Origin of the sequence: Victivallis lenta, from assembly GCF_009695545.1 — a bacterium.
Taxonomy (GTDB): Bacteria; Verrucomicrobiota; Lentisphaeria; order Victivallales; family Victivallaceae; genus Victivallis; species Victivallis lenta.
On sequence record NZ_VUNS01000024.1, the window covers coordinates 60,380 to 78,882 of the forward strand.

General features: G+C 51.6%; 12 protein-coding genes and 2 pseudogenes. 12 read left to right on the top strand and 2 right to left on the bottom strand.

Going from position 1 to position 18,503, the window contains the following annotated elements; translation table 11 throughout:
- The first annotated feature begins 125 nt into the window (after nt 1-125).
- Nucleotides 126-470: a hypothetical protein gene (locus FYJ85_RS17690; RefSeq protein ID WP_154419876.1), complete on the top strand. Its 345-nt coding sequence runs from the start codon at nt 126-128 to the stop codon at nt 468-470.
- Between the two features lie 9 nt (nt 471-479).
- Here FYJ85_RS17690 and FYJ85_RS17695 read toward each other — a convergent pair.
- Nucleotides 480-1,229, bottom strand: a pseudogene (locus FYJ85_RS17695) (IS5 family transposase).
- A gap of 442 nt (nt 1,230-1,671) precedes the next feature.
- Between FYJ85_RS17695 and FYJ85_RS17700 the strand changes: the two are divergent.
- The 11 genes from FYJ85_RS17700 to FYJ85_RS17750 all read left to right on the top strand — a co-directional run bounded on the left by FYJ85_RS17700 (nt 1,672) and on the right by FYJ85_RS17750 (nt 18,115).
- Nucleotides 1,672-2,844 (top strand): IS110 family RNA-guided transposase, encoded by a 1,173-nt coding sequence (locus FYJ85_RS17700; protein ID WP_154419878.1) that lies wholly within the window; start codon nt 1,672-1,674, stop codon nt 2,842-2,844.
- 458 nt (nt 2,845-3,302) lie between these two features.
- On the top strand, nt 3,303-3,563 hold the full coding sequence (locus tag FYJ85_RS17705) for a PqqD family protein (protein ID WP_154419880.1): 261 nt from the start codon (nt 3,303-3,305) through the stop codon (nt 3,561-3,563).
- A 28-nt stretch (nt 3,564-3,591) separates the two neighbouring features.
- Complete coding sequence (locus FYJ85_RS17710; RefSeq protein WP_206213282.1) at nt 3,592-4,263, top strand: S24/S26 family peptidase; 672 nt, start codon at nt 3,592-3,594, stop codon at nt 4,261-4,263.
- Nucleotides 4,264-4,457: 194 nt separating this feature from the next.
- The gene (locus FYJ85_RS17715) at nt 4,458-5,339 is read left to right on the top strand and encodes an AraC family transcriptional regulator (protein ID WP_154419884.1); all 882 of its coding nucleotides are present in this window, start codon (nt 4,458-4,460) and stop codon (nt 5,337-5,339) included.
- Nucleotides 5,340-5,429: 90 nt separating this feature from the next.
- The gene (locus tag FYJ85_RS17720) at nt 5,430-7,583 is read left to right on the top strand and encodes a DUF6259 domain-containing protein (protein ID WP_154419886.1); all 2,154 of its coding nucleotides are present in this window, start codon (nt 5,430-5,432) and stop codon (nt 7,581-7,583) included.
- Nucleotides 7,584-8,375, top strand: a complete 792-nt coding sequence (locus FYJ85_RS17725; protein ID WP_206213283.1) for a prepilin-type N-terminal cleavage/methylation domain-containing protein — start codon at nt 7,584-7,586, stop codon at nt 8,373-8,375. It abuts the gene before it with no gap.
- Between the two features lie 75 nt (nt 8,376-8,450).
- Entirely contained in the window at nt 8,451-9,296 is an 846-nt protein-coding gene (locus FYJ85_RS17730) for a sugar phosphate isomerase/epimerase family protein (RefSeq protein ID WP_154419888.1), read from the top strand.
- Between the two features lie 53 nt (nt 9,297-9,349).
- Nucleotides 9,350-14,242, top strand: a complete 4,893-nt coding sequence (locus FYJ85_RS17735) for a glycoside hydrolase family 2 protein (RefSeq protein ID WP_154419890.1) — start codon at nt 9,350-9,352, stop codon at nt 14,240-14,242.
- An 8-nt stretch (nt 14,243-14,250) separates the two neighbouring features.
- Nucleotides 14,251-15,909 carry a hypothetical protein gene (locus tag FYJ85_RS17740; protein ID WP_154419892.1) on the top strand — a complete coding sequence of 553 codons (1,659 nt, stop codon included), beginning with the start codon at nt 14,251-14,253 and terminating at the stop codon, nt 15,907-15,909.
- Between the two features lie 70 nt (nt 15,910-15,979).
- Nucleotides 15,980-17,503, top strand: coding sequence for a Gfo/Idh/MocA family protein (locus FYJ85_RS17745; RefSeq protein WP_154419894.1), 1,524 nt, complete (start codon nt 15,980-15,982; stop codon nt 17,501-17,503).
- Between the two features lie 45 nt (nt 17,504-17,548).
- Nucleotides 17,549-18,115, top strand: coding sequence for a GNAT family N-acetyltransferase (locus FYJ85_RS17750; protein ID WP_154419896.1), 567 nt, complete (start codon nt 17,549-17,551; stop codon nt 18,113-18,115).
- 264 nt (nt 18,116-18,379) lie between these two features.
- Here the strand turns inward: FYJ85_RS17750 and FYJ85_RS23260 are convergent.
- Nucleotides 18,380-18,503, bottom strand: a pseudogene (locus FYJ85_RS23260) (IS1595 family transposase); the annotation flags it as partial.

The window sequence follows — 18,503 nt, forward strand, 5'->3', positions numbered from 1 at the left end:
ACGCCGATAGCATTAAATATTTTAATGCTTATATGGCGTAATTATCTAATCATAAACGAAAAATGACGGGACTTGAAATCCGGTAATCAGCCTGTATAGTATGATGGTTGAAGGAGAAAACAGCTATGCCGGGAAAAGAAAGCACACCACCATTCCAAAGTAAACTGACGCCGTACCGGAATGAAATTCTGAAGGCATGGTTTCGGCGCCAGACCTTGAAGGAGATTCAGGCCATGCTGCAGAAACACGGCGTCACAATCTCCCTGCCGGGGATTTCCCTTTTCATCAAGCGGCACAAGAATAAATACGATCCGAAAGCGGAACTGCAAAAGAAACGGGTGCAGACAGCAAAAGCCTCACCTCGGAAAAACAGACTACTCAGTTACAGGCGTTGGAGGAAGGTACTGGTCCGCGATTCTTCCGAAGTAGCCCGGGAATATGACCGAAAGCGTAGATCGTGTCGTCAATAGCTAAAAGACCTAAGTCGCAATACACCTGATTTGTACTGTAGCAAGAAACGAAGCGGTGTTTTTAGCATATCTGGTTGCGACTCCGCGCCAACGTTTTTAATATCATGAATGCATTCTCGACAAGATGCCGTAACTTGTACAACTCCTTATCGTATTCACGTTGCATTTTGCGATTCTTTCTTGGGGGAATAACTGCCTTCATCCCTGCTTTTTCCGCTTTCTCGACAATTGCGTCCGAATCATAACCACGGTCTGCCAGAAGAACCTTCGCTTTGATGTTATCAATCAAGGCTTCAGCCTGCTTACAATCCGCTGTGGTACCTTCTGTAATAAGGATTCTGACCGGCATACCATACGCATCCACGGCCAAATGTATCTTGGTATTGAGCCCCCTTTTGTCTTGGCCATATCTTGATTTCCTCCACGTGCACCGCTTCCATGTGCATGAACTTTGACATGACTCGCATCAATCATTAACAACTCAAATTCCGGATTATCAATTAATTCCACAAGAAGATTCTCCCAAACTCCTTTGTCGCGCCAGCGGCAAAAGCATCGGTGGGTATTTTTCCAATCTCCATAACTTGGCGGTAAATCACGCCAAGGTGCCCCCGTTCGTAAAATCCAAAATACCGCATTGATAAATTGCCGGTTGTCGCGAGCGTTGCCGCCCCAGGTTCCCTTGCGTCCCGGCAGCAAAAATTCAATTTTAGCCCAAGATTCATCCGATATATCATGTCGTTCGTATGCATTCGCCATTTTTCTTACATCCTTTTTTGACGTTTGTATAATATAGCACACATCTATTGACGACACAATCTAGGACAGGTGTGATCTGAAGTTTTTATCGAAGGCCAAGTGGCATTTCTCCACCCTGGTGACATTTCTGAAGTGGAATCTTTTCGTCTATCGGGATTTACTGCAATGGTTGGATCAACCATTCACAAAACCGCCGGAGCCGGATTTATTTCAACCTGAGTTCGCTTTTTAGGACAGCAGATTTACAACAAGGGGGGGCTACTTTTGAGAATTGGTGTGAAATAGATGAAAATGAGGGGGCGTAATCAGAAAATTATGCCGTTTTGAAAATTGTTAGATACCATGTATAGGTGACAAGCAATTGTCGGAGTAGAAAAGAACTCCTTTGTCGAGTAACTTTGGAAATTTACTCAAACCAAATTACCGAAAAAGGAGCTCAAAAATGCAGAGAAAAGGTAATGCCATTCGCAGTGAAAGTCAAGTCAAGAACCAGATAAGTGTCGGAATTGATATGGGAGGCAGTCTCTGGGCAACAGCCGTTCAGGACTGGGAAGCGGGAAAAATGAGTTATTACGGTTTGAAAGACAAGGTTGATCAAAGCAAAGAGGATCGCGTGTTTGAGCTGGTCACAAATTTGCTTCATAGTGGCAAACGCGTAGATATTTTCTATGAAGCAGGTCGCTATGGCTACTGGCCAGCTCGTAAGTTGATTGCACTTGGTGCGAATGTTCATATCCTTCCGATCAACAAGTTGAAAGTGATTATGAGTGGAAAGACGATCAAGACGGACAAACTTGATGCAAAATTCCTTGCCGCCTTGCACCCCTCGGATCATATACCAACAGTTTACATCCCGTCCTTGGAAGAGGAAGGTCGTCGGGATGCGGAACGAGAATGGGATCGTATCAAAAAATCAATAGATCGCGTAAACGCTCAAATGATTTCTTTGATAGAACGCACACCGTTGCCAGGTTTTAAATCACACCGGACGGCGGTAGAGTGGCGCAAGGCAATTAGAAAATGGTCGAAATTGCCGGAATGGGCAGAATGTCCCAGCTTGTTGTTGCTTCGGCTTCCCAATTTGCTTGCCGAACTGGAGTTGTTCGAGAAAGAACTGGCTGGTTGGAAACAGACCATCCAGAAATTCCAGAATCACGATGAAGAAACTTCCAAACAAAATGGCAACACTGATTCGACGGCAGAAACGGTCAGAAAATTGCAACAGTTTAAAGGTGTCGGAGATCGTTTGTCACGGCACTTGCCTTGGGAGATCGGAGATTTTCACCGTTTTGCCACGGGAAAACAATTTGCCGCATTTTTCGGATTGACACCATGTCCATATGCCAGTGGGACAATGAAAAGAGATCAGGGAATCAGCAAAGCCGGACGCAAAAGTCTGCGAAAAATGGCGATTGAATGTGCATGGCTGTGGTATCGCTGGCAACCGGAAAGTTGGTTGACAAAAAAATGGAAAGACCGCCTTGCGCAAAAAGGACGTAGTCGGAGAACCGCCATTGTCGCGCTCGCACGTCAGTTGATGGTTGCGTTGTGGCGATATGTGGTTAAAGGCGAAGTTATTGAAGGGGCGATTATTAACAAACCAATTGCAGCATAAGCTTATGGTGAATCAACTCGTTTCACCTCCTGGTCTTCGAAAGATGCCGTAGGAAAGGTTGAGAAATTCACCGCCATTTTAAGGAGAACGAAAGGATATTTTTGAACATAGAGGCTACTCGACAAAACTCTTGGTTGCGGATTGCATCCGACACCTTAAAGATAGAGACCTCGAATTCACACGTTTTTCGCATGTGGCATATTATCGGCGAATGTCTGGAACGTTCGCGGTCGATGGAAGGTTGGGAACGATGGCTTACCCGCTGCCGGTGTGAAGTGCTAGAAAATATCTTTTGAAGAACAGAAACAGAGATACAATAAGTTTTGATTTTAGCAAAAAACGACACCTATGGTTACATGGGTAAGGGGAATTACGCTTCGAATATAAGAAAAACTGGAAAAAAGTTACAAAAGTGGCTTGACAAAACCTAACATGGAAGGACAGGTGTGGGATTTTTTATGAAACTCAATCCGTTTGTTATGATGCGGGAGGAGTTTGACGGAACCGGAATCGTGTTCGACCCCGACCGCAACAAAGCAATTTCACTGAATTCCACAGGCGTCGCCGTCTGGAAGGTTCTCGCCTCCGGCGGAACGGAAGCGGACGCAATCCATGCGATTCTCGCCGAATTCTCCGACGTCACGGAAGCGCAGGCGAAACAGGATGTTGCGAAGTTTTTCGGCGTTCTGCGTGAAAAAGGCCTGCTGACCGACGAATGATCTCATGATCTTTTATACGGGAAACAGTATGAAAGGCGTTTTCGCGCCGGGCGACACGCTTGAACTTGAAGCGGTTCCGTTTTCGGAACTCCGTCCGGGCGATATCGTCGCAATCGACGCGGAGCGCCCGTATGTTCACCGCGTGATCCGCATTGAAAAAGACCGCATCATCACGCAGGGCGATAACAACCCGCATCCCGATGAACAGCCGCTGACTCCGGACCGGAGTTTTCAAAAAGTGACCGGCGCCGCCGCATTTGACGGTTCTCCCCGCCGCTTCCGTTCGGGAGAGAATGGGATCACGGATTTCCGGCATCATCAGCGCCGCCGCCGTTTCCGCACCGCGCTCCTGGCCGTTTCCCGGAATATCGGACGAGTGTTTTCCCGGCGTTTCGAACTCCGCGACCGCCTGGACTTCAAAGGGGCGTCTGCTATGGGCGCTTCGGCCTCATCGTCGCCCGCCGAAGTCCGGCGGGCACGTTCCGTTTCCGCAAACTGTTTTGCCGTCTTTTTTCCGTCTTCCGAAAGAGGGAGAATAAACGACGCGATATTTCCGCTGTCCGCAAAGCGGTTCATGCTCCGTCAGGCTTTCCCATTCCTCGCGCAGAAATGTCTGATAAGCAGATCACCGGTTTTCCAGTTTCATCGCTCTGACGACGGCGTGAACGCCATTGGGGAATCGGAAGATCGCGGTTTATGATTATTTCTTCAAATTCACGCTTCGGAACCGAATCCGGCACTTGACGAAACAGACTTGCTGATGTATTCTTCCCTACGGAGTCTTTCCGGTTTTCAGACAGCCGCAGCATACAGACAAACCGGCTCCACTGTTTTTCCGCCCCTTCCCCAAATTGCCGGAACGGTGCGCAACACAAAAAATTTGAAGGAGTTGAAATGCCCCGTGAAGGATTTTTTTCCGAAGCCGATGTGAAAATGGTTCCGGAATGTTCCGTTGCCATTGAAAAAGCATATCAGATGGAACAAGTGCCGATGCATCAGCATGAATTCACGGAAATCGCCTTTGTTGCCAGAGGAACGGCGATCCACCACCATGTGACGACGGATGGCACGCATCATACCGACAGCCTGATTCAGGGAGATGTCTTTTCCATTCAGAAAGGGGAGCGGCATGGATATGATGCGTGCGGAACAATGGTTCTGTATAACATCTCGCTGCGGCAGGACTTTCTGGAACAGTTCCGGCATCTGGACGTCCTGCCGGGCTGGAATTGGTTCTTCGGCAACCGGACCGGCACGCCCAGAGTTGTTGTGCACGTTCCCGTCGGCCAGCGGACCCGGGGCATGGAGAATCTGGACCGGGCGGTTGCGGAATTCCGTATGCGCCCTCTGGCGTATGAAATCATGACAACCTCGCTGGTCGTTGATTTTCTTATTTCCGTGATGCGTTCCGCACAATTCCTGCGCCCGTCGGTGGAAGAGGAAATGGCGTGCATTCTGGATGCAATTACCATTATGGAGGAGAATCCGACATGCCATTTTTCATTGAAGCAGCTGGCGTCGAAGTTAAACATGAGCGTCTCGTCTTTTTCCAAGAAGTTCCGGGATCAGATCGGAATTTCTCCAATGGAATATCTGCTGAAAATACGTCTGCTTCAAGTTCAATACCTGTTGGCCTCGAACTCGAAATCAATGAATGAGATTGCAGCGGAAAGCGGTTTCTGTTCCGCAAATTATATGATAAAACTGTTCCGGAGAGCGTATGGGATCACGCCGGCGAAATACAGAAAATCTGCGGCCCTGAATCCGTCAAAATGACGGATTGTTACATTTTTTTCCGATTTTATGTCTTGTCATCTTTTTGGTTTTGTGTCATAATACTTATAAACAAACGACCAGGAATTTATTATGACACTGAATTTGAAAAGAATCAATCTTGATTTTGATGAAGCGGGAAATGTTGTTCTGCTTCAGTGCGCCGGCATTGAGTTCGCCGCCGTTGAACCGGCAGGGGGTTCCGGGCTGTTCGTCGTCCAGCTGCGGGACTTCATCGGGAATCCGATCCGGCTTGACCGTTCGGATTTCTCGGATGTGACCCTCCACAGGTCGCAGGACGGATTTGAAATCGAATACTTCAACTGCCGCAGGCTGCGCGACACCGCCGTCAAAGTATGGGCAGTCCAGAAGAAAACCGAGATCCGCTGGCGGATTCAGGTTTCGACGGAAAATCCGGCCTGCCGGTGCGAATGGACGGATTTCCCGCGCCTCCGGCTGCGCCGTTCCACGGAAGAACGCTTCCTGCTCCCCTTTGCGGAAGGCACGCTGATCGATCATCTTGACTGGCGTGAAAAAGCGGCGAATTTCAAATGCGAATACAGCCAATATCCGCTCTCCGGATGCAACGGATTTTACCCCGGTCCCGCCGCGATGCAGTTCGCCGCCTGCTTTCAGGGCGAAACAGGATTGTATATCGGCTGCGCCGACTCCGCCCATGCGCCTAAAACGCTGGACATTCAATGTGAAGGCGACGAGGCCCGCCGGCTCATGGTGCAGAATTTCACGGGAGGCGCTCCCGGTCCGGAATTCGAGATTGTCACAGCCGCATTTGCCGGCAACTGGCAGGATGCCGCGGAAATTTACCGTGCCTGGATGCTCAGACATGATCCGCTGCTGCCGGAAAAGATCGGGAAACGCATTCCCGGCTGGCTCAAGGAATCGCCGGTCGTCATCGCGTTTCCCGTCCGCGGGCACGGCCTGGACAGCAGCGAAATGGCGCCCAATGAATATTTTCCCTACCGGAAGGCTCTTCCCTTCCTCGACAGGCTGCGTGAAAGGTGGAACGGACCGCTTCTGGCGCTGCTGATGCATTGGGAAGGCACTGCGCCGTGGGCTCCGCCGTATATCTGGCCGCCGTATGGCGGAGAAGAGGCGCTCGGCGAATTCACCGATGCGATGCACAAGGCGGGAGACCGGGTCGGCCTGTACGCTTCCGGAATCGGCTGGACTCAGCAGAGCATGTTGGAACCGGGCTACGACTGCCGTGAGCAGTTCGAGGCCGAAGAACTGGAAAACGAGATCTGCACCGGCCCCCGCGGCGAAGCGTATTCGCGGAACTGCAACGGCGCACATTCGATCCGCCTGGGATACGATCTGTGTCCGGCGCGTGACGCCACAGCCCGGATTGTCTGCAATGAAATTTCGGCGGCCCATCGCGCCAGGATCGATTATCTGCAATATTTCGACCAGAATCAGGGTGCGGCTTCACCGCTCTGCTACTCGGCGAAGCATGGACATCCTTCCCTGCCGGGCGCCTGGCAGACCACCGCAATGCGGACGCTGCTGGAAAAGGCTGCCCTTGCGGCGGAGGAGACGGTTCTGGGGTGTGAAAATGCCGCCGCGGAGCCGTACATGGAATTCTGCAAACTCAACGATCTCCGAAGTCATCTGGCCTGGGGGACCTGCGGAATGCCGGTGCCGCTTTACTCCTATCTTTTCCATGAATATTGCGTCGGATTTTCCGGGAACGGGGTTTGCCTTTCCGCCTGGATCGATACGGCGAAGACTCCGTTTTTCCTGCAATGGAATACCGCCTGGAACTTCGTCAATGGGAATTTGCTTGCCGCGGTGCTGAAAGACGGCGGGAAGATTCATTGGAACTGGGGTTTGAAGTGGGAGCAGCCGGAACCGGCACAGGAACCGCTGCTGACCCTGATCGGCCGCCTCAACGCCTGGCGGCGCGGAGCAGCCGCCAAATACCTTGTGGAGGGGCGCATGGAAAAGACTCCATGCATTGTCTGCGGGAGTTCTGAAATTCATTTACGGCATCGTGCGCCGGTTTCCACTCCGAACGTATTGGCTTCGAAATGGAGCTGCGGTACCCGGCAGGCGCTGCTGCTGGTGAATTTCGGGGAAAAAGCGGAACCGTGCCGGATTGACTTCGAAGTTCCGTTTCACGGCAGAATTCTCACAGCGAACGGCGAAGAAGCGTGGAGCGGCGCGTCTATGACGACGGAAATCCCGCCGCTTGACGCGATCATGCTTGAAACAGAGGAAAGCAATTGAATGTTCCTGCTTTACCGACAATTCGGTTCACATATTTTCACCCAACATCAAACAGGAGGAATGCAGATGAAAATTCGTAGATTCACGCTTATCGAGCTTCTTGTCGTGATCGCCATCATCGCGATTCTCGCCGCAATGCTGCTGCCGGCTCTGAACAAAGCAAGACAGAAAGCCCATACCATCACCTGTGTCAGCAATATGAAGCAGATCGCCACCGCCATCATGCTCTATGCCGACAGCAATGGCGGCTGGCTTCCGCCTGCCGATCCATGGGGAAGCTACATCAACTATCTTGCGGAATATCTGCCCAACAAGAATGATTATGATCCGACAAGCAAAGTGCTGTTGGTCGGCCCCGGTACCTCATCGCTGGCCATTTGTCCTACGGTACCCCGCAATGTTGAAGGCGCCAAATATTACACCTCCTCTTACCAGGCTTTTGCCCATCCGGATTCCTATGTCAGCTGGGCAGCCCACTTAACGCAGCATCTCTGGGTATTCAAGGATCGCAGCAGTGAGTGGCAGTATTCTTTCGCCATCGCCAAAATGAAAAGCAGCTCCGCGCTTTTCGGCGAAAAAAATTATGTAAGCCAAGATAGCGGATACGGCGGCAGAGCCTATGTCAACTATCTGTTCACCAATGCGTCCGGAAACCTCAACGGTTTTTACTCCCCCGCGTGGAACCACAGCAATGCCACCAATATTGCATTCGTTGACGGTCATGTGTCCAGTTTCAAATTCAGAGGTATCGGCAACGAGCTTGTAGACCCGGAATACGGGACCATACAGTAAATCCCGCCATCACCGGCCCGGCCTTCCTCTATTTGCCGGAAGGCCTCTTTCCTATTATGACTTGAAGGAACAACCATGTACTCTTACGCAATTTCTTTTTCGGATCAGGAAGTGACGACCCAGATATGGCAAGAGGCGATGACCCATTCTGAAATCCATAAGATTGAGTACTCTGCCGGAGGAGATGACTTTGACGTTTTTCGCCGCAGCGTGAAGGCGCTCTTCTCCATGCAGCAGGCAGGGATCCTGGAAGTGGCCAGCATTCATATCCCCTTCGGGCCATTTTCTTTCTGGAGCTTCGCTTCGCCCGATGAAACCGCCCGACGCGAAGGGATAAAACATATCCGTGATTTTTTATCTCTCTGCAGTGTTTTGAACTGCAGGAATTTCACCATTCACGGCAGCGACGAACCCATTGCATCGGAAGTCCGTCAACAGGCGATGACTTCCCTGCGCCGAAGTCTCCTGGAACTTTCAGAGGATATGATACAGTCCGGAGCATCTCTCAATTTGGAACTGCTTCCCCGGAGCTGCCTCGGCAATACCCCCGAAGAACTGTTGCTGATACTGAAGGACTTGCCGTCGGCAATCGGTATCTGCTGCGACGTAAACCATCTTTGCGGAACCCCGGCACGGGTTCCTCACGCGATCACCCTGCTGTCGAAACGTCTCCGGACTTTTCATCTCTCCGACTATGACGGTGTGGACGAGTGCCACTGGTTCCCCGGACTGGGAGTGCTGGACTGGCCGGCCATCATGCAGAAAATCCGCGGACTTCCCCAAGAGCTGCTGCTGATCTTTGAAATAGCCAGATTGCAGGCTCCTGGGTGGCAGAAACGGAACATCTCTCCGGAAATTCATTGCCGTAATTGCGCCGCAGCAGCCGAAATGCTGGAAAAAAACTTTGCTTTTCTATCTTGACAGGCTATTTTTTATTGAATGATTTCAGGTTGATCCACCAGGAGAACTCCTCCATGAAAAAAACTCTTTTTATCCTCATCTTCCTCGGAACACTGACGGGAATGACAATGGAAAAACTCCAGTTTCCCAATGCTTCCAGTATTGAACCGATTCCGATCTGGCAAGGCAAATACAAGATGGAGTGCTCTTATGCTCCCGGAATCGTTCCGGATTCCGCCTTGAAAGGTTCCGTAAAATTAACGGCGGATGTTCCAGGTCGACAGGCGCAGGACATCCAGGTGGTATTCCCGTCCCGCAGAAAAATCGTCGCCGGACAACGATATGAACTCCGCCTCCGGCTGATGAGCCCGCAAAAACTGCAGTTTTCCATCACGGTCATGCAGAATTTCAAACCGTGGGCCAAGTTGGGCTCCGATGCCTCCACGGTGATTTCGACCCAGCCCGGCAAGTGGCAGACGGTGCGACTTTCCTTCATCGCCAGCCAGGATTGCAGTCAAGGGATCAGGACGCCCGTTTTTTATCTGGGTACACTGCCCAAAGGAAGCACCCTCTATGTGGCGGAAATGCTCTTCGGCGATCCAGACGAGCTTCCTGACTTCGCCGAACCGACAACGGAAACGGAAACGGAGGAGGACGACGACACATCTTCCAGCAGAACCGGCCGGCACGAATCCGTCACCTTTGCAGTCAAAGATGACTTCGCGGTGGAAAATCTTTCCGCCAAAAAGAACTGGAGCTATTCCGACGCATGGAAGGAAAAATTCGGCATGCGGGAAAAAGTCTCCCTCTGCGGCATGTGGGATTTCGCCCCAGTCAAAAACATCAAAGAACCGCTTCCTCCCCCCGATGCGGAAAACTGGGCAAACTTCATTGTTCCGGGCTACTGGCGGGGAGGCAATCCGACAAACTTCGTCCATACCGGTGACGGTAAAACCGTCACCGCCTGCAATGGCATTCCATTGGAACAAATTCGCGCCGCCTGGTACCGGCGCACCATTGATATTCCCCGTGAATGGCAGGGCAGACAAGTCGTACTCCGCTTCAATCAGATCAATCATAATGCGGAAATTCTCGTCAACGGCCGGCGGGCCGGCGGTACAAAGGATTTCACCTGTTTCCCGGTTTACTGGAAAGATGCGATGCGTGCCTGCGATCTGGATATTTCGCAGCTTCTCCGTTACGGTCAGCAGAACGAGCTGGCTGTACGGGTAAGTTCAAGCGGTAAACTGGATGAAAAACGCAGCGGCATCGCCGGATATGTCTATCTGGAAGTCGCTCCGGCAGCAAACTTTGGAACCCCAGTCGTTTCCACTCAAGTCGCCGACGGGACAATGCGGATCAATTTCAAAAACTCCGCCGTGCGAAACGGCGACCTTACCATTACCATCCGGGAATGGAAAACCGGCAAAGCGGTTTATGAAAAAGAGCTGCCGTTTGCCGATTCCGTTCAGCTTGATTATCTGCCTCCCCGACTGTGGAGTCCCGAATCCCCCGACCTCTACTGGTGTGAACTCAAACTGGAACACAACGGCGTGCGCCTTGATGAATCACGGGTTCGCTTCGGCGCAGTCGAAGTCGAGGCAAAAGGAGGCGATTACTATCTCAACGGTCAGAAAATCAACCTCTATGCCGATACCGCTCTGGATACCAACGGTTACTGGACCTCCAACTGGCGCACCAATGCCGATTATGTACGCAAAGAAGCGCGGGCGATGCGCGCCATGAATCTGAATACCGTCTATTTCAGCGGTCTGATGCCCAAAGAACTGCTGGATGTCTACGATGAGGAAGGGATTCTGGTTCTCGCCCACATTTCTTTCAATTACGATACTCATCTCAAAAACAGCGACAGGAAGATTCTGAAGTTGTTTCAACAGCAGACCGCGACGCTCAAAAGCATGGATCGCTTCGACAATCACCCGTCCCACATCGGATTTCTTTTCGATGTCTGGTTCAATTTTCACCCAGGAACCACCAACCCAGAATACATCGGACTGAAAGAGAACACAGCCAGCTATCCCGCTTTTAATCGTGACGGACAGGTTATTGCCGAATCATCCGGCGATCCCAATATTGCCGACGGCGACAGGAGAGCCCGCCAAAACCGCTTTCGGCAAATCACCGCCATGTTGAGGGAGAACTTTCCCGGCAAGCTGCTGCTCACCGGGGCCTCCGGTGAAGCCGGCGATGCTTTCTCCACCCACTGTTATCATACCTGGGGGGCTCCCTTCGAAGAGTTGCGCGCCCTCTTCGGGCGCTATGGATTGCAACGGGAACTGCCGATCTTCATCGGGGAATTCAACATTCCTTATCCTGGCAGTTTCTGTCCGCTGGATGTTTTCAATCCCCACGAAGCCAATCCGCTCTCTTTGGAGAACTTTTCACGCTATTTCGGCAACGAAGGCTACCGCTGGCGTGCCTTTTACTGCCGCCGTCTGTTTCAGGATGTTGGCGATGACTCTCTTATGGGCAGCAGGATGGATCAGCAGGGCGACACGCAGTACTGGATTCCCAGCGGTCTGTACAGCGCACTTTTCACCATCTCCAATGAAACCATCGTTCCAGGCTGGCGTTTTTCCGGAGTCACCGGAATCGGATTCTTCGGTTTCGTCCAGAGCTACCACCTGCTGCTGGCAGGCTGTGCCAGCAGCAATTTGAACACTCCGCTGCCGGATGATCTTTCCCGCCCGGTATACTCGCCGGAACGGGCAGTCTATGGAGCTTATCTGCCGCCGTTTGTTTGTTCTGAAACCAATCTTTTCCTGAAATCCACTTTGTCCATGGCTTCCCATCTCCGGGTCTCGGCGCCGGTACTGGCGGAATTCATGGAACCGGGACCGGATCCCTACGCTCTCGATCACGCCTGGTTCGGCGGAGAAGTGCTGAAAAAGCAACTTGTGGTTCTCAACGATTCCCCGGAGGACAAAAATCTGACATTCCGGATTACGCTCCGCAGTAAAAACAACCTCATACTGCGCTCAATGAAACAAAGCTGTACCATCGCTTCAGGCGAAAGAGCAGTTCTGCCGGTGAAATTCAAACTGCCGTACACTGCCAGTCGGGTCGACGGAAGGCTCGCTGCCGAATGCATCAATCAGGACACACCGATAACCGCGTCTCTCGATGTTCAGTGGTTTCCCAGACCGCCGGGCCTGAAAACCAGCCGCCCCATTTACCTTTTTGATCCTCAAGGCGGTGTAAAACAATATCTGACCAGACAGAATATACCGTTTACGGAACTGTCCTCACCGACCGCGCTTTCCTCTGGCCCCGGAATTCTGTTGATCGGCCGCCAGGCACTGACCGCCGCCCGCGATATCCCGGATTTCAACCGGCTGACTGCGAACGGCATCAACATCCTGATTCTGGAACAGCAGCTTGCCAGTTCCACGGAGTTGATGAAAACCCGTACCCGTCATGCCTTCATCAATGCGCCCGGTCACACCGTACTGGCCGGTTTTCAGGATCAGGATTTCGCGAACTGGCGCGGCGGAGTCTCGCTGGCAGATTCCTACGAACACAATCCGCCAGGTTACGGCTGGGCCGCCGCCGGGAACCGCAATATGTTGGCAAGTTATGTTTTTCGCCGTCCTGCACACGGCAATTATCGAGCCTTGCTCTGTTCGGGGTTCGATCTCTATCAGACGCCACTGCTGGAATATTGCGGCAGGGAAGGCAGCTGGATTGCCTCCCAGCTGGAACTTGTCCCGCGCCTGGGGATTGATCCGGCAGCGACTACACTGTTTCATCGTATGGTATCCTATCTGGATCAAAGAGGCACAGTCGAAGGCGATGTGCTTTTCTTCGGAGGAGAAAAAGGAACGGCCCTGCTGAAAAAAATGCAGATAGAATATACGCCTGTAACGGAACTGGATGCGCAGGTGTTGAAAAATGCCCGGACGCTTCTGATTTCCGACCCTGATTTCGAAAAACTCCGCAGACACTCCATTGCGTTAACCCGTTTTGTCTACAACGGCGGTCACATCTGCTATCTTCATACGGGAAATGCCTTTGAATCGATATGGCTGCCGTTCCCCTTGAAACTCAAGGAAAAAAAAGCGCGGCAGGCACTGCACAAAGTCGATCACCCCGATCATTTCTGGCGTTGCGGCTGGGATAATAACGACCTCTACTGGCACGAAGAATTCAATCTGCCGTTTTTTGACGGCATTCCGGAGCAGGCAAATGCCTTTTCACCCGGCGTGGTGGTGGATCTTCCTCACGGGGCGGGCCGGTTCACCTTGATTTCCATCACGCCGGAACTCTTCGGGAACACTCCCGCCAGCGGGAAAACCTGCCGATTTCTTTCCGCCCTTCTTTCCGGAGCGGGTGTAACCATCCGCAGCGACGGCACAGCCTTCACCGCCCAGTCCGGGGGGAATCATAATATCGACCTTGCAGATTACAACTGGAGTTTCGCCCTCGATCCGAAGAATACAGGCCTTTCGGAAAAAGTCGAAACCGGCGCAGACGGTTCTCTCGTCTGGCAAAGCGGTCTGATCGCCGACGGCGCAGAAGTAAAGCTCGGCGTTGCCTTTGAACAGTTCCTGCGCAAGGAATACGATGGTTATGTCTGGTATCGCCTGAAATTTCCGCTTCCCTCCAAGCTGCAGAATCTGGAGAAATACTACCTTTCCATCGGCGCAATTGATGACTTCGACTGGGTGTATGTCAATGGGAAACTGGTAGGGAAAACCGGGCGGGAGACACCTTCCTGGTGGCAGACACCGCGACTCTACGAAATTCCGGGCAATCTCCTGAAGCCCGGAGAGAATACCATCGCCATCCGCATACTGGATGAAAAAGGAGAAGGCGGCATCATGCTTCCTGTGGTACTCGGCAATCAGCCCGTTGTCAAAGGGAAAAATACCGGCTGGAACACACCTTACCCAGAAGGCAGCAGCCGGGATTATCAGAATCACCCGGACCTCGTCCGGCAATATTGAGGGATCAAATGAATATCATTGAAATAAAACATATCCGCGGCAACGCCTCCGCCAGTATTGAAGATGCGTTGGGTAAAATCATTCCTGGAGAAAAAAATCTGATCCGGTTTGAAAAGGGAATCTATCAATTTGACTGGGAAGGCAGTCGGACTGACGTTGAGATTGATTGCGGTTATTTACGCTCCTCCCGAAAACACGTTCTTTTTGCTCTGGAGAAACTTACCGACCTCACCATTGACGGCAATGGCTCCGAATTTCTCTTTCTGGACCGCATGTTCCCTTTTTATCTTCAGCAGTGCAGCAATGTCACGCTGAAAAACTTCACGATCGACTTTGCCTGTTCCATGCTGACGCAGGGAACGGTGGTTGCATCAGACAACAGCGGTTTTGAATTGAAAATCGACCGCTCACTTTTCCGCTGCCGGACAGATGCGGAGGGACATGTCATTTTCGACTGCGGGCGAAGCAGCTTCAGTTCTGCCGGGAACTGTCCGATCCTGTTGGGAAACGCCCAAGGCGGCCGCCCGCCGTGGGATTACATTTTTGCAGGTTCCACTCAGGCAGATACCAGTCATCTGCCCACCGGCTTTATCTGGACGGATGCGGAAGAAACTCCGGACGGAATCCGTTTCCGTTATCGCAAAGCCTCCCGGATTCTGCTTTTTCCCATCGGCGACGAACTTTTCTTCAACTATATGCCGCGGCAGAATATCAATATTTACATGCAGAACTGCAAGGGAATCCGTTTGGACGGCATCTCCATCTACCGTAGCGGCGGCATGGGAATTGTAGCGGATTTTTCGGAAAACATCTCCATAGACAGATGCAGAATTGTGGTACGTCCCGGGCGCGGAGAATGTCGTTCCACCACGGCTGATGGGATGTTCTTCAGCCAGTGTTCCGGTCTGATATCAATCCGCAACAGCAGAATTTCCAATACACTGGATGACGCATTGAACATTCATGGTTTTTACACCCGCATCGTTTCCGTCGCCGGCAGAACAGTTCGCTTTCAACACGCAAACGCCTCCCACGGCAAGCGGATTCCGTATACCTGCGGCGACAAACTTACTGTCAGCGATCCGGAGACACAGAACAGGAAAGCAATTGTCACCGCTGCGGACGTCAGACCGGAACCGGACGGTACCGTCCTGATGCAGCTGCAGGAGGAAACTCCCGGTCTCAAAGCCGGCGACATCATGGAAAACGAAACCCGTGCCGCCGATTTTCTCTTTGAAAACAATGAAGTGGAAGGAGTCCCGCACCTGCGCATCTCCGATAACGGAAAGCTGCGTATCCGCAACAACACATTCAAACGGATTGAATCTGTGTATTTCTGCGACCTGCTTGCTTACTGGTATGAGTGCGGCGCCATCAAAGATCTGGTGATGGAAAACAACGACTTCATCGACTGTCCCACCGGAGGAGAATACGCAATTACGGTGGAATCGAGCCGCCGGGTCACCAGCGACATCCGAAATCAGAACATCCGGATTTTGAACAACCGGTTCACCGGCGGCAGCGGCAGAAACATCAGAGTGCAGATGGCAGATCGCGTCATTATTTCCGGCAACAGTTACACGGCAGCAGAAAACGTTGAACCAATCGAGCTCCGCAACTGTACAGAAGTAAGTTGCCGTGAAACGACATCGGATATCGTCCGGTAAAGAATCCATCCGGGGCTCTTTGCAGATGGCTTGAAAACATATTCAACAGCAACTGATTGAAGGATAAAAAATGGGAACAGTTTTTAAAACGGGTCGTCGAATCAAGCTCGGTATCTGGGGACTTTGCCGCGGAGTCAGTTTCGGCAACATCGCCGGGAATCTGCAGATTGATGTAATTGCCGGTTGCGATATTGACGCCGGGATGCGGGAAAAATTCCGGAAAAATTATCCGGATGTCCAGGTTTTCGCCGATGAAAATGAATTTCTCAGCACACCGGGAATGGATGCTGTTCTGATTGCGACCTTTTTTGACGCGCATGCCGAACATGCCATAAAAGCGCTGAATGCAGGAATGCATGTCATGTGCGAAGTCACCGGTTTCTTCACTCCTGCCGATGGCGTTCGGCTCGTGGAAGCGGTTGAACGGAGCGGCAAGGTTTTCAACCTCCTTGAAAACTATCCATTCACCAAGCAGAATATGTACCTTCAGGCACTTTGGGACAAAGGTTTTTTCGGAGAATTCCTCTACGGCGAATGTGAATACCTTCATAATTGCCGCGACCTGATCTACGGCAACTGGACTCCGTCCGGCACACTTCCGCGCGTCCCCGGCTGTACCATGCACAACTGGAGATCCTGGCTCAATTTTCATTACTACAACACGCACTCTCTCGGACCGCTGATGAAAATCACCGGATTGCGTCCGATTCGTGTGACTGCCCCGGCCGCCAGCGTTCAATGTCCCGGTTTTCCGAGAAACAGCGGCATGGGTAAAATGTGTCCGTCTTTTGTGGAAATGAGCAACGGTGCGGTCATGCGGAATCTCATGGGGGCAGCAACCAATGATTCCCCATACGGCTGCCGGCTCTGGGGAAGCCGCGCATCTCTGGAAGCAATCGGCGACGGCCTGCGAATCTGTGTAGGCGCCCGCGGCGATGGCCGACGCCTGAAGGTGGATCCGCAATGGGCGGAACTGGGTGAACTTGCCGATGCGGCTGGCCACAACGGTGGCGATTTCTGGGAAATCTACTATTTTGTCAGGGAAATACTCACCGGCGAAAAAGCGCCTTGGGGCATCTACGATGCCGCAGACGTCACCCTTGCCGGTATCTCTGCGGTACGAAGTGAAACAGAAGGAGGAATTCCGGTGGAAGTTCCGGATTTCCGCGATCCGGCAGTTCGTGACCAATACCGCAACGACCATTTTCTTCAGAAACGGCTGTTTGATCCGGCAAACGTCTTTCCGGCAGACTGCGACCACGAGCTCGCCGACACCTTCTGCAAAACGATGCTCGATATCGAGAAATTCAGCGGAATGCTCCGCGATGCATTCGACGGCGCGGTGCTCTGGAAAAACTTAAGCGATGATTACTCCAGGTTGACGGTCTGCAAAGCTGTCAATTCTGCACTGGAGCATCTTGCCGACCTGTTCACGGCACTCGAACAGGGGAAAAAAATCATGGCAACCTATCCAGATGGAGATCCCGCCACCGCGTTGCGTGGCATAATTTCGCTTGCAATGCCGGAGTGCGACGAACCGGAAACTCTGGTCCGTCAGAAACTGGAAGCCATCCGGACGGAATTTTCACGCTGACCGGCGCGCGGCAACATCAGATACTCTCAAAAAAGGAACAGTAAAATGGGACAACTCAAAATGATTTTTGATGCGGAAGCCACTCCGGTTCCGTTGCTGAACATGCCGCATGGCTTCAGCCTGCATGCGGTTTCTCCCGCGGAATGCGGCAAATACCTGGCACTTCGGCAAACCATCAACTGGCATTGGCAGGAACAGGACTTCGTGAACTATCAGGCTAAGATTTTGCCCGACGGCCTTTTCGTCATGATTGACGACGCCACTGGAAAATTCGCGGCCTCCGCCGGTGCGGAGACCTCGGATTTCAAGGATCATCCTGAAATCGCCGTTCTTGGCTGGGTTCTGACCGACCCGATGTACAAAGGTCATCATCTTGGAAAAAACGTCAGCATTGCCGCCATGCACAAATGTCTGTCTCTGGGGTATCGCAGAATCAGCCTGCTGACCGATGATTTCCGAATCCCAGCACTCAAAACATATCTCGGACTCGGATGGCAGCCGTGGCTCTACGAAAATGACATGCCGGAACGCTGGGCGAAAATCGCGGCAAACCTCAAAATTACCTGTGACTCCATGAGATGTCTTCCGAAGAAACCGTATTTCTTCAAATGAGCAGACAGTCTGATGCGCAGGGGCAGGCCGACTCTGCGCATTTTTTTGCTGTATTGAGTCAAGTATTTTCATGACTTCTTCATCCGTGAAAACGGAAGGCAAACGAGATTTACGCCTATATGTCAAATTCGGAACTTTACTGGAATAGTCCATTGTAACTTTTTCGGTCGCGTAAAGGTAGCGCAGAAAAACCCGCATACAACAAGTTGCATTGTATGTTAGGCCTTCTGCATATTCAACGAGAATCTTGCAATAATTAATGGTTCATGACATCTTTAGCGGATTATTTCGACATACCTTCAATAATAATCGATAGATATCATGCTTTCTATAATTGAATCGAAATTCGCATTCTTTCAAGTGCAAGTAAAAGGTATTTTTCGAGATG

Bases quoted from the DNA above. Each gene is read 5' to 3' on its own strand.
- FYJ85_RS17745 (WP_154419894.1), top strand. From the start codon at position 15,980: ATGGGAACAGTTTTTAAAACGGGTCGTCGAATCAAGCTCGGTATCTGG.
- FYJ85_RS17705 (WP_154419880.1), top strand. From the start codon at position 3,303: ATGAAACTCAATCCGTTTGTTATGATGCGGGAGGAGTTTGACGGAACC.
- FYJ85_RS17715 (WP_154419884.1), top strand. From the start codon at position 4,458: ATGCCCCGTGAAGGATTTTTTTCCGAAGCCGATGTGAAAATGGTTCCG.
- FYJ85_RS17720 (WP_154419886.1), top strand. From the start codon at position 5,430: ATGACACTGAATTTGAAAAGAATCAATCTTGATTTTGATGAAGCGGGA.
- FYJ85_RS17725 (WP_206213283.1), top strand. From the start codon at position 7,584: ATGTTCCTGCTTTACCGACAATTCGGTTCACATATTTTCACCCAACAT.
- FYJ85_RS17690 (WP_154419876.1), top strand. From the start codon at position 126: ATGCCGGGAAAAGAAAGCACACCACCATTCCAAAGTAAACTGACGCCG.
- FYJ85_RS17740 (WP_154419892.1), top strand. From the start codon at position 14,251: ATGAATATCATTGAAATAAAACATATCCGCGGCAACGCCTCCGCCAGT.
- FYJ85_RS17730 (WP_154419888.1), top strand. From the start codon at position 8,451: ATGTACTCTTACGCAATTTCTTTTTCGGATCAGGAAGTGACGACCCAG.
- FYJ85_RS17700 (WP_154419878.1), top strand. From the start codon at position 1,672: ATGCAGAGAAAAGGTAATGCCATTCGCAGTGAAAGTCAAGTCAAGAAC.
- FYJ85_RS17710 (WP_206213282.1), top strand. From the start codon at position 3,592: ATGAAAGGCGTTTTCGCGCCGGGCGACACGCTTGAACTTGAAGCGGTT.
- FYJ85_RS17750 (WP_154419896.1), top strand. From the start codon at position 17,549: ATGGGACAACTCAAAATGATTTTTGATGCGGAAGCCACTCCGGTTCCG.
- FYJ85_RS17735 (WP_154419890.1), top strand. From the start codon at position 9,350: ATGAAAAAAACTCTTTTTATCCTCATCTTCCTCGGAACACTGACGGGA.